A 15,683-nucleotide genomic window follows, 5' to 3' on the forward strand; every position below is an offset into this window, starting at 1 on the left:
TGATTTTTATCAAATTATTCTTGGCAATAAACGATGGGATGTATACCCGCTTCTTTAGCGGCATGCACGAACGACGATAAGATCCAGTAGAGCTGGGTTATGTTACCTGCCACACTCTTTCCTTTCTGGATTTTCTTGAACTCCCTCTCAATAATTTTCTTGGATATGAACGAACAGCAGATGATACACCTTCGATTGAATCGATAGTCCTGCCTGATCTTGTAAAGATAGTCTTCAAACTTGCCAGGAATACTTTTTCTCGTGCGATTCAAAAGACCACCACTATATTTCTTTTGAAGCTTTTCCTTGTACTTTTTTAGAAACAGCTTCGGGTCAACGTCCATATTACCGATGTTTTTTATGGCCTGGCCCACGACATCATGGAGATTACTGGCCGACTTGCTAGGCTTCCCATGTTTGGAGTGTATGAAAGACACGGAAAAATCAGTTTGGTTAAAAGTGATGTGATCCGCCCACTCATTGCCTAGATCATCGCAGAAAACGTAGTCGTCAGCACCATGAGCTATCTCAACGAGATCAAATACCGAGGTGGAATCAAACTTGGTTATCTTCTTTGTGATTTCACCTTTCTCAGAGGTCGCTGAGGCTAGCGTAGGTAGGACTTTTAAAGTCCGAAGCATTGAAGGGATTTCGTTGATCCCCGCACCATCCTCAAAGCACTGCCCCATAAAGTACATGTACCTTGGATCGGAGAATGTGATAGTTGCCAAACTCTGCTTCTTGATGTACGCCTGGAGTGTGATCCGTTTGCCGTTCTGCTCAAAATGAATATTTCGGAGTGCCCGGCTATTGACGGCAATCGAGTGAAGATTCTTTTTGAGTGTGGCCGCCCTAAAACTACCTAGGAGTTCGTAATCGGGCCCCGGACCAATTTCGTAAACCTGTTCCATTTCCGCAATCAAGGACTTGATCTGCTTAGATGTCATCTCAATAACACGACCATGTTTGGTTGTGTAAAAAACAGGAATACCTTGATCTATTACGTTTTCAACAAAAAACGAATATTCCAGCAGAATTGCGTTTGGCGCACTCGATTTCCAGACTAAATCAAGCTCGATAAATTTTGCGAAATTATTGAGAAAGTCTTTTTCAGTAGAAGGATTATGGATGTCGTGCAGTTGTGCCTTAGCCCATTCCACGGCGTGATGTACCGATTTCCGTTCCGATGCCTCGACCACGCGACCGCTTTGCGCGGAAATAGTTTTAGTACGCCCCTTCAATTTAAGCTTAAAGAAGTAGGGTATTGATCTCCCCGCAGCGTGTACAGACATAAGCCCTTTCAGATCTGAAGCTTCAAAGGCCCGGCCACGCATTGCTCGATCGGACACAGTCATGTTGCGGGTCGCCATCTTTTGATACTGCGCATCGACGTCGCTAAAAGCAGAGGTCAGCTCACTACTCCGAATTAGCATCGCATGCTTGTCCATGCTTTCCGTTATGCTGGCACAAGACTTTTTGAATATAGCGATACAGTCATCTATGGCAATGATCAAAATAAACGCATAGATCGTATCTTTGAGTGGCTGCTGCCAAAAATGTACATCACGGTCGGTCTTGAAGACGCGGAGGCTATAGGAGAACTTACTGCCGTCTGGAAGCGCATCATCCTGGTCCAGAATGTCCGCGATAAGCGCGCTACCAATAGTCATATTGGAGCTGGCAGCTTCGAGGACTACCGTGAGCGTAGCCTTAGTAAAAGGGGCCGTAGGGCGGTAGAATTGGGCATTCTGTGTAAGCAGGAGATCTTGCGACATCAAGCACCCTTCCGTGGAAATTCTGATAATGGGTAGCATAATGCCACTTATGACTTGGGGTCTACGGCATACAACTCTCGGCTTCACGTCGAAAGGTTGAGTCCGCCGCCAAAAAACACCACTAAATTTTTAGAATCGACCATCCCTCTGGATACCTGTCGCGGCCGGCAGGAAAGTACAGAGCCCCAAATTTTTAGGCTTCTTTGCCGATTGCCTAACGGCGTTGCTTCCTAGCCACCTTCACCCTGCCCTAGGGCACGATCCAAGATAAACGCACTGCAGGGACGACGTGAAACACTAGTCCTGCTATGGCCTCGGCTTATCTTGCCTACAACTCCATCACCAAAATCCGATCTTCCCCCGTGCCACTATTAAACAAGGTACATTTACACCCATCGAGCACGATCAGCAGTGCCGGAATGGAGCGACCAGGCCGGTTTGAAAGGGAATTGGGGTTATGGACAAAAAGTCGCTTTCCGAGCGGGATATCTGCAGCAAGTACATCGCGCCAGCCGTTCAGCAAGCTGGATGGGACATGCACAAGCAGGTGCGCGAGGAAGTCAGCTTTACCAAAGGCCGCATTATCGTCCGGGGAAAACTTCACAGCCGTGGCGAAGCACGCCGCGCAGACTTCATCCTCTACCACCAGGCCAACCTGCCTATCGCTGTGATCGAGGCAAAGGACAACAAGCACTCCGTTGGATCGGGCATGCAGCAAGCCCTGGGCTATGCAGAGGCGCTAGACGTACCGTTCGTGTTCTCCAGCAATGGCGATGGTTTCCTGTTTCACGACCGCAGTGGCACAGGCAGCCAGGTAGAAACCGAACTCACCCTTGATCAATTCCCCAGCCCTGCCGAACTTTGGCAGCGTTACTGCCAGTGGAAGGGGCTGGATAATACAGTCCAGCACAAGATCGAAGCGCCCTACTACGACGACGGCTCCGGACGCATGCCGCGCTATTACCAGATGAATGCCATCAACCGCACCGTCGAGGCTGTGGCGCGCGGCCAAGACCGTATCCTGCTGGTGATGGCCACGGGCACCGGCAAGACCTACACCGCCTTCCAAATCATCTGGCGGCTGTGGAAATCGAAACAGAAGAAACGCATCCTGTTTCTGGCCGACCGCAACATCTTGGTCGACCAGACTAAAAACAATGACTTCAAGCCCTTCGGCCAGGCGATGACCAAAATCGCCAAACGCCAGATCGATACCTCCTACGAAATCTACCTGTCGCTCTATCAGGCCGTCACCGGCACTGATGAAGAGATGAACATCTACAAGCAGTTCTCCCGCGACTTCTTCGACCTGATCGTGATCGACGAATGCCACCGTGGCAGCGCCGCCGAGGATTCAGCCTGGCGTGAAATCCTCGACTACTTCTCCAGCGCCACCCATGTCGGCCTTACTGCTACACCAAAGGAAACCAAAGAAGTATCCAGCATCACTTACTTCGGTGAACCGATTTACAGCTATACCTTGAAGCAAGGCATCGAAGACGGCTTTCTCGCCCCCTACAAAGTGGTGCGTATCGACTTCGATAAAGACCTGCAAGGCTGGCGGCCACCCAAAGGCATGCTCGATAAGAATGGCGAGCTGATCGAAGACCGCATCTACAACCTCAAGGATATGGATCGCACCCTGGTGATCGAGGCGCGCACCCAACTGGTGGCGCAGAAGGTCACCGAACTCCTCAAGGCCACCGATCCGTTTCAGAAAACCATCATCTTCTGCGACGACATCAACCACGCCGAGCGCATGCGCCAGGCACTGGTCAACCTCAACCCCGAGCGTATGGCCGAGAATCGCAAATACGTTATGCGTATCACCGGCGATGACCAGGAAGGCAAGGCCGAGCTGGATAACTTCATCAACCCGGAAGAGCGCTACCCGGTGATTGCCACCACCAGCAAGCTGATGACCACCGGCGTCGATGCTCAGACCTGCAAGTTGATCGTGCTCGACCAGCACATCAAATCGATGACCGAGTTCAAGCAAATCATCGGTCGCGGCACTCGCATCAACGAGGACTACGGCAAGTACTGGTTCACCATCATGGACTTCAAAAAGGCCACCGAGCTGTTTGCCGACCCGGCCTTCGACGGCGACCCAGTAGTGATCTACGCCCCAGAAGGCGATGACTCCCCCGTACCGCCGGATGACCCGCTTGCCGATGAAGATGGCATAAGCGCAGGCAACGATAACGAGGGCGATGACCTGGATTTCACCGGCGAAGATGAGGGCAAAAAACGCATCAAGTATGTCATCGACAACGTCCCGATTTACGTCGTCGCCGAGCGCGTGCAGTACTACGGTCCGGATGGACGACTCATTACCGAATCGCTCCACGACTACACCCGAACCTGTGTAAAAAAGCAGTTCACCTCGCTGGATGACTTCCTCCGCCGCTGGAGTGATGCCGAGCAAAAGAAAGTCATCATCGAGGAGATGGCCGCCCAGGGTGTGATGTGGGAAGCCTTGGCCGAAGAAGTGGAAAAGAAACAGGGCAAGCCGCTCGATCCGTTCGATCTGATCTGCCATGTAGCCTTCGATCAGCCAGCCCTGTCGCGCCGCGAGCGAGCCGAGCAGGTGAAAAAGCGCAACTATTTCGCCAAGTATTCCGGTGCCGCCCGCCAGGTCCTGGAGGCGTTGTTGGATAAATACGCCGATACCGGCATCGAGCACATTGAGGACATCAAAATCCTCCAGCTCGACCCTTTTAGCCAGTTCGGTGCCCCCATCGAGCTGGTCAAAGCCTTTGGCGGCAAGGCTGGCTACAACAAGGCTATCCACGAACTGGAAGACGAACTTTACGCAAGCTAAGGGCTAAGCACCGACGACATGCCAAAGCAGCCATCCACACTATCCGGTAGAATTTCGCCCCCTTGCGGTACGCGTTGAGAGAACTTCATGTCCATTAGCTCCACCATCAAGTCCATCCAGGACATTATGCGCAAAGACGTTGGCGTAGACGGCGACGCCCAGCGCATTGGCCAGTTAGTTTGGCTGCTGTTCCTGAAAATCTTCGATGACCGCGAGCTGGAATGGGAGCTGATGGACGACAACTACCGCTCGCCCATTCCCGACAGTTGCCGCTGGCGTACCTGGGCCGCCGACCCGGAAGGTATGACCGGCGAGGCGCTGAAAGACTTTATCGACAACAACCTGTTTCCCCAGTTGCAGAACCTGCACGAGTACAGCAACACGCCGTCAGCCTTCGTGGTGCGCAGTGTGTTTGAAGACGCCTATAACTACATGAAATCCGGCCAGCTGCTGCGCCAGGTGATCAACAAGATTCAGGAAGGCGTGGATTTCAACAAGGCCCAGGAGCGCCACGAGTTCGGCAACCTCTATGAGCAACTGCTGCGAGACCTACAGAACGCGGGTAATGCTGGCGAGTTCTACACCCCGCGCCCAGTCACCGAGTTTATGGTGCGTATGGTCGATCCGAAGTTAGACGAAAAGGTCATGGACCCGGCCTGCGGCACCGGCGGCTTCCTCACCTGTGCCATCGAACACAAACGCAGCCGCTATGTAAAAACCGCCGAAGACGAACGCACCCTGCAGGCCAGCATTTTCGGCGTGGAGAAAAAGCCGCTGCCGCACCTGCTGGCCACCACGAACATGATCCTGCACGGCATCGAGGTGCCCAACCAGATTCGCCACGACAATACCCTGAGCAAACCGCTGATCAGTTGGGGGCCAAGCGAGCGCGTGCACTGCATCGTCGCCAATCCGCCGTTCGGTGGCATGGAAGAAGACGGCATCGAAACCAACTTCCCTGCGGCCTTTCGCACTCGTGAGACCGCAGACCTGTTTTTAGTGCTGATCATGCAGCTGCTCAAAGACGGTGGCCGCGCCGCTGTGGTGCTGCCCGATGGCTTTCTGTTTGGCGAAGGCATCAAAAGCCGCATCAAGGAAAAGCTGCTCACCGAGTGCAACCTGCACACCATCGTTCGCCTGCCCAACGGCGTGTTCAATCCCTATACCGGCATCAAGACCAATCTGCTGTTCTTCACCAAAGGCACTCCAACCAAACAGGTGTGGTTCTACGAACACCAGTACCCGGCCGGCGTTAAGAACTACTCGAAAACCCGCCCCATGCGCATCGAAGAGTTCGTTGTGGAAGAAGCCTGGTGGGGCAACGAGGCCGATGGCTTTGCTGCACGGGTGGAAAACGAATTTGCCTGGAAGGTCAGCGTTGAAGAGCTGCAAGCACGCAACTGGAACCTCGACTGCAAAAACCCGCACATCGGCGAGCAGATATGCCACGACCCGGATGAACTGCTGCGCAGTTACGCCAGCCTGCAAGGCGAAATCAGCAACCTGCGCGACCAACTTAAGGTAGTGCTGGCCGAAGCCCTGGAGCGCCAGGTATGACGGCGTTGCTCACCGAGAGTTTGCAGCTGTTGGCCGGTGCGCCCAATGGAACCAAGAAGCTGCGCGAGCTGATTCTGGAACTGGCGGTGCGCGGCAAGTTGGTGCCGCAAGATCCCAGTGATGAGCCGGCCAGTGAGTTGCTCAAGCGAATAGCCGAAGAAAAGGCGCGGTTGGTGGCTGAGGGCAAGATCAAGAAGCAAAAGCCGCTGGCAGAGATTGCGGAGGATGAAAAGCCTTTTGAGCTACCTAGAGGCTGGCAGTGGTTCCGTTTAGCTAAAGGGGTAATCAAACTGACCGATGGTGAGCATCTATCACCTCCTAAAGCACCCTCTGGGATGCCTCTTTTGACGGCAAAGGACGTCACTGACTCCGGTGTGCTTTTTGAGAGCACCCAGTTCGTGACTGTTGAAAATGGACTCAAGTACCGTGAGCGCTGCAATCCTGCTCGAGGCGACATTCTAATCTGTAGTCGCGGCACTATTGGGCGATGCGCCGCAGTGGAGACTGATCAGGTTTTTTGCTTAATGGGAAGTGTCATCCTAGTAAAACCATCAGTGAACACTTTCTACAGGTACATGCTTCGGTATCTTCAGACGACGCTTGCTCAACTATGGATGCTGGGGGCTTCGTCGGCTACAGCTGTGTCTGCTTTGTATTTAAAAGATGTGGCGAATTGCTTAGTTCCGCTACCGCCCCTCGCCGAACAACACCGCATCGTCGCCAAAGTCGATGAACTGATGGCCCTGTGCGACCGACTGGAAACCCAGCAAGCCGGCGCCGAAAGCGCCCACGCCCAACTGGTGCAGGCACTGCTCGACAGTCTGACCCAAACCAGCGACGCCACCGAACTCGCCACCAACTGGGATCGCCTGGCCGAACACTTCCACACCCTGTTCACCACCGAATCCAGCATCGACAAACTCAAACAAACCCTGCTGCAACTGGCAGTGATGGGAAAACTGGTTCCACAAGAGCCTAGCGATGAGCCGGCCAATAAGTTGCTGAGGCGGATCTCAGAAGACAAGGCGCGGCTGGTAGAGGAAGGCAAGCTCAAGAAACAGAGGCCGCCAGCACAGATTACTGAGGCTGAAAAATCATTTGAGTTGCCAGAAAAGTGGGAGTGGGTACGCTTAGAGGAAATTGCGCAAGTCGGAACAGGCGCAACCCCACTCAGAACAAATCCAAAATATTTTGCGCCGGCAACGATTAACTGGGTGACGAGCGGCGAGACATCACAAGACTATATCCATGAGTCAGAACAGAAGGTTGCGCCTCTTGCGCTAACGGAGACAAACCTAACCGTTTACCCACCGCATACGCTGATCGTAGCCATGTACGGTCAAGGAAAAACACGAGGACAGATTTCTGAGTTATTGATAGATGCTTGTACGAATCAAGCATGTGCCGCAATTCAACTCCTTGATCAAAACGAGTCGCACCGGAAGTTTGTGAAGTATTTCTTCGTTAAGAGCTATGACGATATTCGTTTGCTCGCGGCTGGGGGCGCGCAGCCGAATCTGAACCTGGGAAAAATTAAAGAGACTGTTCTTCCTCTACCGCCAGTTATTGAACAACACCGCATCGTCGCCAAACTAGATCAACTGATGATCCTCTGCGACCAACTCAAAGCCCGGCTAACCCAGGCGCGGCAGCTCAACGAACAATTGGCCAGCACCCTCGTCGAACGAGCCCTTACCGAAGATAGCCAGTAGGCCCCCATGGCCACAGATCGGCAAATAGCTCGCACCCTACTCGCAGCAGAAATCACTCATCGTTTGCACAACCAACGCACGTTCGGCCAACGCAAGCTGCAAAAAGTAATTTACTTGGCCGAACACGCAGCCAGGCTTGCAGCTATCCAAGGTAACTACCTGCGCGACGCCGCCGGCCCCCACGATCGCCAGTTGATGAATAAGGTCGAAGACGAACTGCAAAACCATCAGTGGTATGAGCGCATCGAGCGCGAGACTGTTGGCAATGCTTACCGCCCGCTTTCCCAAGCAGGGCAGCATCGGCAGGGGTATCGCAGTGCCTGGTCGGCCGCTGAGCAGGCCACCATTGAGCAGGTCATTGAGCTAATGCGGGACTGGGATACGGACCATTGCGAAATGACTGTGACACTCTATGCCGCTTGGAACGACTTTATTCTCGAAGGCCGCCCGGTTTCCGATGACGCCATCGTGGACGAAGTCATGCATAGCTGGAACGACACCAAGCTGCGCTTTGGCAAAACCGAATGGTTGGCGGTAATTGCGGAGATGAAAAAACATAAGATCCTAATGCCCACCGGCTTTGGCAAGCGCACCACAGGCGGCATGCTCAGCTTGCCCGGCTTCGAGTAAACAGATGCCCCCTTGGCCGTCCTTTGCAAGATACAGAAACGAAGCATATTGCTCATTCCGGCTTCTCTCGGTATTCCAATCGGTATTCCAAAGAAATTTACAAACCAACATCAATCAATTAAATCAAATACTTAAGAACTCAGTTCAAATTACCCCGGCCCACCAACTCAACAAAAAAAGACGTCCACGGACGTCTTTTTTTGTGCCCTAACAAAACTCTCCCACGCCTGCTCCCGCCCTACGCGCCTCCAACCCGAGGGTATCCGCGGCGCGTGGCCAGAGGGAACGACCCACGTCGTTCCGGCGGCCGAGACCGACATCACGCCATTGATCGCATACACCAGTTGCCCATCGGCCAACATCGCCAGAGCTATACACGCAGCCCTATCCGCAAGGCACCACAACGCTCATCAAGCTGAGCAGCCCCAGGCGTGATGCGTGATTGACGGCGCTTGTCACCGCCTTGAGGGACGCCAGCAAGCTACTGCCGTCGCGCGCGGCGCCAAATAGCAGCCGGTTATTCACCCGGATCTCGACATAGGCAAGTGCTTCGGCCTGAGCCCCATCGCGAGCGGCGTGCTCATGATAATCGGCGATATCGAAGTGAACGCCACGCTGGGCAAATGCATCGACCAGCGCCGCCAGCGGACCGTTGCCTTCACCGCTGAGCTCGAACTGGGTGCCACCCATGTCGAGCACGCCCTCCAGGTAAGTCACAGCACCTTCACTGACCAATTTAGGCTGCAACAACGTGTAGGGCTTGCCCTCATCCAGATAGTGCCGGGTAAAGCATGCAAGGATCATCTCGCTACTGATCTCCTGGCCGGATCCATCCGCCTCTTGCTGGACCAGATTGCTGAACTCCATCTGCAACCGGCGCGGCATCACCACCCCATGCTGTTCAAGCAGATAGGCCACGCCGCCTTTGCCGGATTGGCTATTGACGCGGATGACCGCCTCATAACTGCGCCCCATGTCCGCCGGATCAATAGGCAGATAAGGCACTTCCCAGAAGCCATCGGGGTTGGCCTGGCGCACTGCAAACCCTTTTTTGATCGCGTCCTGATGCGACCCTGAAAAGGCCGTGAACACCAACTCGCCCGCGTAAGGATGGCGAGGATGCGTGGGCAACTGATTACAGTATTCCACCTCGCGCTGAACATGGATGATGTCCGAGAAATCCAACTGTGGATCGATTCCGCTGGTGTAGAGATTCATGGCCAGGGTGAGGATATCGACATTGCCGGTTCGCTCGCCGTTACCAAAAAGCGTGCCCTCGACCCGCTCGGCACCGGCCAGGCAGGCCTGCTCGGCGGTGGAAACTCCGGTGCCCCGGTCATTGTGCGGATGGACACTGATGATCACGCTGTCACGCCGGCTGAAATGCCGGCAAAACCATTCGATCTGATCGGCGAATACATTGGCCGTGGAGACTTCAACGGTAGTCGGCAGGTTCAGGATCATCTTGTTGGAAGGCGTTGGTGCAAAGACGTCCGTCACCGCCTCGCAGACTTGCAATGCAAAATCCAACTCGGTGAAACAAAAGGTCTCGGGTGAATACTGGAAGGTCCACTGCGTCTCGGGATGGTTGTCCATGTGCTGTTTGATTTCGCGAGTGGCCTGGGTGGCAATCTCGATGCACCCGGCGCGGTCAACACCGAATACCACGTCTCGAAACACCGGCGCGGTCGCGTTGTACACGTGCACGATAGCGCGGGGAGCGCCCTTCAATGCCTCAAACGTGCGCTCGATGAGATGGCTGCGCGCTTGCGTCATGACCTGAATCGTCACGTCATCGGGAATCGCACCCTGTTCGATGAGTTCGCGCACGTAGTCGAAATCGGTCTGCGAAGCGGCTGGAAAGCCTACTTCGATTTCCTTGAAACCGACCTTGACCAACAGATCGAAAAAACGACGCTTGCGTTCGGCATTCATCGGTTCAATCAAGGCCTGATTGCCATCGCGCATATCGACGCTGCACCAGCCAGGCGCAACGGACTGGACCTGACTGGGCCATGCGCGGTCCGGCAGATCCACCGTGGTGAAATGTCGATACTTGCTGGAAGGATCCTTCAGCATCATGGCGTTGCTCCTCTTTATACCGTCCGTAGGTGGGCAGGCTCGGCATCTGACGCCACCGAACATTGGATCCAATCATAAAGGAGCACAACTTGATGCAAATTGCGTTTTCTCATCAAAGCGCTGATAAAAAACACAAAAACGACCAATAATATTTAATATTTTGGTTATTTATGCTTAGTCTCTTATTTTTTAAGCAATTTAAGCTCTTGCAGGATAGGGGTAATCCAGCCCCCCTAATGCGATGAACATAAACAGGCGACTCAGCGCCGCACGCATCGGCCCAAGCCACAGAAGACGTCCAAGGACATCTTTTTGCGCCTGGAGTCTTGCTCCCGCAAGACACCCCGGTATCCTGCCAAGTGCCTCTCAATAACAAGGACCGTTCGTTATGCAAACCCACTTCAGCAAAGGCGTGATCTTTGCCCTCTGCGCCGCCGCGCTGAACGCCACCATCGGTGTACTCAGTAAAGTGTTGATGAGCAGCGGCTTCACGGCGAGCAGCGTCGCCGTCATCAAGACCGTGCTGGGGTGCTTGTTGCTCTCGGTCCTGCTGTTTTTTCTCAAGGGGCCGGCGACGAAGGCCAAGTGGTGGCAGGCGGCGATTTGCGCGTTTCTCGGCATTTTCGTGCTGTTTCACTTCGAAACCGCCGCGTATCGGCATTATGCGGCGGCAGGTGTGGTCGTGATGCTGATGGCGAGCGCGTCCATTTCCTCGATTCTCTTGGGGCGTCTGTTCCTGAAGGATGCGATCACGGCGAACGCGACGGTCGGCGCGGCACTGGCCATTGCCGGGATCGCGGTGATTTTCGGCGCCGATCTCCAGCAGGGCTTTACGCTACAAGGCGCGGCGCTCGCCTCAATGGCTGGCTGTGGTTATGGCGCGTTTTCGGTGGCGATGAAAGGCATGGGCGTGTCGGGAGGGCTGCACTTCACTCGTCAATTGCTGTTTTTCGGCAGCCTTTACCTGCTGATGCCGGCCGCGGCGGATGGCTTCGTGATCGGAGAGCTGTCCGTCCTGGCGATTGCCGCGCTGTTGGCTCTGGCCGCGCTGCCGACCATCCTGGGCTTCTTCTGCACCACCAAAGCCATCGAGTACCTCAAACCCTCCCAAGTGCAGGCACTGGAACTGACTGAACCGCTGTTCGCCGCGCTGCTGGCCTTTGTGGTGCTCAATGAAGTGCCGAGGGAAAGCCTGTACGCGGGCGCGGGGCTGATTGTCCTCGGGCTGTGTTTCTCCAATGAACTGATCCGCCTGGGCAAACGCTTACCCGCTGCGTCTCACTCATGAGCGAGACCCGGTAAACCAGGCACTTGGCGGTGATCGACAGCGCCTTTTTCGTGCCCGTGTCAGATACCGGGCCCCACCACTCGAGCGGGCAACCGGGCCAGGCGATCCCAGCCCTGCGCGCAGATTCCAGCGCCGTTTCGCAAGGACAATCGTTGCAGCGGCAACCGCTCCAACACGGGGATGATGGCGGACGTCAGCTGCGATTCGCCGGGGCCTGCCTCAAGCGTCAGGTCCCGCAACGGCAGATGCGCCAGGTGCGCGACGCCGGCATCCGTGAGCCAGGGGCTTTCGTACAGGCCGAGGCGCTGCAGCGGCAGATGGCGCAGGCAGGCCAGGTCATCGTCGCGCAAATCCAGACCGCTGATCTCAAGCTGCTCCAACGGCAGCCCCAAGTCGACGAGCTTGCGCAAGACCTTGCCATCGACGCCCTGGCAAAAACTCAGGGCCAGCCGCTTCAGCGGCAGGCCGGCCAATTGTTTCAGATCCTTCCACGTGATGTCGTTCAAGGACAGGTCCAGGGACTCCAACTCCAACCCACGCAGATCACTCAACGTACTGGCGCAGACACCTTGCACGTCGGAGAGACCCAATCGCTTGAGGGGAAACCCGTGTAGCACATCGAGCCGCTCGATCACCTGCCGTAGGCATTTGAGGTCCAGCTCCGCGAGCGGCATTCCCTCCAGCACTTCAAGATCGTCTTCGCAGATGAACGCAGAGTGCAGCGAAAGCTTTTCCAGAGGCAGGCCCCGAATCGCCTGCAACACGCTCTCGCTTGCATAACAGTCATCCAGACTCAGCGAGCGCAATCCCGTCAGGTCGCGAAGCCAGGAAGGATCGTCCAGGATCGCGCCGCTGCCACTGAGGGACAACTGTTCAAGGGGATGACTTGCCAAGTGCGCCATGCCACGAGACGTTAGCTCGCCCACGCGCTGCAAGGTCAGGGATCGCAGCTTGAGGCGTGACAGTGCGCGAAAGCCGTCGTCGGTGATGTCATCGCAACGGTTCAACGACAGTTCCTGCAACGGGCTGTCGCTCAGTTGGCGGAGGAAACTATCGTCAAAGTCTTCGCCGTAGGTTTGCAACTTCAGCCGACGCAAGCGTGCGAGCGACGGGAGGCAGTGGGCGTTATCGTCGCGGGAGAAATTACTGACCTCCAAGGTTTCGAGGGCATTGGCGGGCAAACGCTGCCACATCTCTGGCCCACAGATAAACCTCGGGCTGTTGAGCACCAACGTGCGCAAGGGCAGCCCGGCCAGGGCGTCACACCACTGCGGCTCGGCGTTGTTCAACTCCAGATGGTCGACCGGCAGGCCGCGCAGTTGCGACAGCCATGGCCCGGGGCGATTTGTGTGGGCGGTGGTGTTCAGTTGAGTCATCACCACCTTAGCCGCCGGATCGCCCAGGCCCGCCGCGACGCGTAAACCTTCCAGTGATACCTCCCCGGTATCGAGCAGATCGCGATAGAGCGAAGCGCGCGTGGTGGTGTCATCGGGGTTGGCGGCGAGTTGGGTGATCAGAGCGTTGCGGTTGGGGGTGTGCACGGTCTGGGAATCTGCGAAAGGGATTGAAGGGTGATATGGCCGTTAGGAAAGCATAAAACAAAGTATTGCTGAAGAGGTTGCAGGGTTAGGTAGCCATATCGCTTCCACCCTGTGGCGAGGGAGCTTGCCCCAGGAGCCGTTCTGCACACCACGCCCGTGGGATCTGCGATTTCCCTGAACCCGCCTGGCGTGTCAAATCAGCTCGCAACCGACCTCACTATTTGGATGTGCTAGAAAAAAACGCACTAAGCCCTACTTGCCTACCGCTCGCCAACACCACCCGTCCGTCATTTTTCCCGTGCAGCTTCACTGCACTTTCTATTTCTGAATACAGCACCGGTTTGAATTCGATGACGGCTTCCCGGTCGCCAGCGAAGATAAACCTATTTATGTTTTTGCTGAACCATTGCTGGTTCGCCAGCGAGCTTTTGACAAAGTTGTAGACATCCTTCAGAGGGTCTCCTTGGGTGATGTTGCTGAGGTCGAACAGGATGACCTGATCGACGGATCCATCGATAATTCCTCGACGATAATCCAGCTCATCTTTCACGCTTCGCGAGTCATGGAACCTGCGCGCCTGCATGAAGTAATCGGACAGGAAACTGGAGAGCTTCGCGCAGCGAGGGGTCTTCAATTCTATGGCGAAAACCCGGTTGTCCAGCTTCACGTAATAGTCAGGATAGGTGATGTTGCCTTTCTGGAAATAAAGAGAGCCATCCCCGTTGCAAATCTCATCTCGCCCTAGAACAACCTGATGCCCCTGCCGGTTGCCGCAGGCAGTTTTCGACTTTACCAGGCCCGGTTCAGGAACTGTTTCGTCATCGCGGAAGCTGCCGGTATTGGCTCGATAAGCCTTGAACTGTCCGTCCCTGGCGAGAAAAAGGTAATTGGCCTCGTGGAGTTTCTGATACATCCGCGCCTGCGACTGTGCTTCCACCACCAAGAGATTTCCCTGGTGCAATGAACTGCTGAACTCGTCGTAGGCATTGCTGGCCGAGACTTTCTGTTCGAGCGTAGGTACGGGTGAAGAGGCCACGGATGTGTTGGTGAACATAGGGAACACTACCGGTGATCCCGGTAGCGATTGAGAGGAGAACGGTGACGTCGCAGGAGAGAACGAAGAACCGAAAGAAGCAACAGGTGAAGATGGTGGGGAAAAGGACGGAACAGCAACAGTCGATTGCATGACCATGGGGGCAGAGGTGGTGCCGGAGTCGCTTCTGTCTTGCGTCCCGAAAAGACGGGTAATGGGCACCTTCGCTCGCGGATGGTACTCGGACTTGAGTACCGGATGATCCGAGACATAAGTTGCCCGCGCAAAGGTGGCCTTCAGCTTGCTGCCGCAAGCCGGGCAGACTCTATGCACCAACATGCGCGGCGTGAGCTTTTTTTCTGAGCGACTGAGATGCGCCATATCGCAAATGAAAAAATATGACATCGATGCTCCTTATCGAATTTTCCAGATGCCAATATGGGTTCACGACCAATGGATAAACGAAGAAGACCATCGCAGTGTAGTCAGCCCTCCACAATTTCGCGCAAATGATCTGGGCAACTCGTGGAAGCGAATAAAGCCGTTGTGAACAGGGCCGCGCCCGCGTTGGTAAGGATCCCCCAGCACCTTTAGCTAGCTCCCCCACTTAAACGCTGTTCGCCTCCCCTGCGGCGAGGGAGCTTGCGCCCGCTGGGCTGCGCAGCAGCCCCACACCAACGTAGCAAAATACCGTCGCCGACAGGCTAAACGCCCTACATCAAGCTCGGAAAGTGGCGTCTTTTTAGCTCCGAGATAAAGCGGCCTATATTCCGTCGTCGCCCTGATGGCGACTCGGGTTTGGCGACTCGATTAACGAGGTAGCTCCTTTCAATTGAATGAGGTACTACCCATGAACCGATACATGCCCATCACCGGCATCGACTGCGCCCCCGCCACCCTGCTCATCGACACCGAAGCCTCGCTCGACGTCCTCTTCGAAACCGCCGACTACCGCATCCGCACCGTGACTCAATTGCTGGAAAACATCGCGTTCCGCTCGGACATCAGCTCCGACACGCTGGTGCTTTCCGACTTTTGCAAAATGCTGACGATATCGCGGCGCGATGGGTGTGATGTGATGGATGTGCTGGGTAGACGATTGCGGGCGCAGGCGGTTGAATGAAAGAGACGGGCGACCTTGGGTCGCCCGCTTGACGTTCCAATAGAAGAGGCACATCCGCCGGCGCCCCAGCCAATGGTTCTCCGGATACACTGGGCCCGCGTCACGAGCCCAAATCTAC

The 15,683-nt window shown here is 55.2% G+C and carries 10 protein-coding genes; 6 read left to right on the forward strand and 4 right to left on the reverse strand.

The window, feature by feature from the left end:
* Positions 1–14 precede the first annotated feature (14 nt).
* Positions 15–1,775 carry a hypothetical protein gene (locus tag KI237_RS25880; RefSeq protein ID WP_212797610.1) on the reverse strand — a complete coding sequence of 587 codons (1,761 nt, stop codon included), beginning with the start codon at positions 1,773–1,775 and terminating at the stop codon, positions 15–17.
* A 457-nt stretch (positions 1,776–2,232) separates the two neighbouring features.
* Here KI237_RS25880 and hsdR point away from each other — a divergent pair, with 457 nt between their 5' ends.
* From hsdR to KI237_RS31155, 4 genes are all read left to right on the forward strand, one after another.
* Positions 2,233–4,599, forward strand: a complete 2,367-nt coding sequence (gene hsdR, locus KI237_RS25885) for an EcoAI/FtnUII family type I restriction enzme subunit R (protein WP_212797611.1) — start codon at positions 2,233–2,235, stop codon at positions 4,597–4,599.
* Positions 4,600–4,686: 87 nt separating this feature from the next.
* Positions 4,687–6,156, forward strand: a complete 1,470-nt coding sequence (locus tag KI237_RS25890) for a type I restriction-modification system subunit M (RefSeq protein ID WP_212797612.1) — start codon at positions 4,687–4,689, stop codon at positions 6,154–6,156.
* On the forward strand, positions 6,153–7,868 hold the full coding sequence (locus KI237_RS25895; RefSeq protein WP_212797613.1) for a restriction endonuclease subunit S: 1,716 nt from the start codon (positions 6,153–6,155) through the stop codon (positions 7,866–7,868). Before KI237_RS25890 ends, KI237_RS25895 begins: the two co-directional genes overlap by 4 nt.
* 6 nt (positions 7,869–7,874) lie before the next feature.
* On the forward strand, positions 7,875–8,498 hold the full coding sequence (locus KI237_RS31155) for a hypothetical protein (protein ID WP_212797614.1): 624 nt from the start codon (positions 7,875–7,877) through the stop codon (positions 8,496–8,498).
* Between the two features lie 384 nt (positions 8,499–8,882).
* On the opposite strand, the gene leuA is transcribed toward KI237_RS31155, so the two are convergent.
* A complete protein-coding gene (gene leuA, locus KI237_RS25905; protein WP_212797615.1) occupies positions 8,883–10,580 on the reverse strand; it encodes a 2-isopropylmalate synthase in 1,698 nt (565 codons plus the stop codon).
* Between the two features lie 388 nt (positions 10,581–10,968).
* Here leuA and KI237_RS25910 point away from each other — a divergent pair, with 388 nt between their 5' ends.
* Entirely contained in the window at positions 10,969–11,868 is a 900-nt protein-coding gene (locus tag KI237_RS25910) for a DMT family transporter (protein ID WP_212797616.1), read from the forward strand.
* 59 nt (positions 11,869–11,927) lie between these two features.
* Here KI237_RS25910 and KI237_RS25915 read toward each other — a convergent pair whose 3' ends face one another.
* Positions 11,928–13,409 (reverse strand): leucine-rich repeat domain-containing protein, encoded by a 1,482-nt coding sequence (locus KI237_RS25915; protein ID WP_212797617.1) that lies wholly within the window; start codon positions 13,407–13,409, stop codon positions 11,928–11,930.
* Positions 13,410–13,626: 217 nt separating this feature from the next.
* Positions 13,627–14,847 carry a hypothetical protein gene (locus KI237_RS25920; protein ID WP_212797618.1) on the reverse strand — a complete coding sequence of 407 codons (1,221 nt, stop codon included), beginning with the start codon at positions 14,845–14,847 and terminating at the stop codon, positions 13,627–13,629.
* A 445-nt stretch (positions 14,848–15,292) separates the two neighbouring features.
* Between KI237_RS25920 and KI237_RS25925 the strand changes: the two genes are divergently transcribed.
* On the forward strand, positions 15,293–15,565 hold the full coding sequence (locus KI237_RS25925; protein ID WP_212797619.1) for a hypothetical protein: 273 nt from the start codon (positions 15,293–15,295) through the stop codon (positions 15,563–15,565).
* The last annotated feature ends 118 nt before the right edge of the window (positions 15,566–15,683 follow it).

Origin of the sequence: Pseudomonas sp. St316, assembly GCF_018325905.1 — a bacterium.
In the GTDB taxonomy this organism is placed as follows: domain Bacteria; phylum Pseudomonadota; class Gammaproteobacteria; order Pseudomonadales; family Pseudomonadaceae; genus Aquipseudomonas.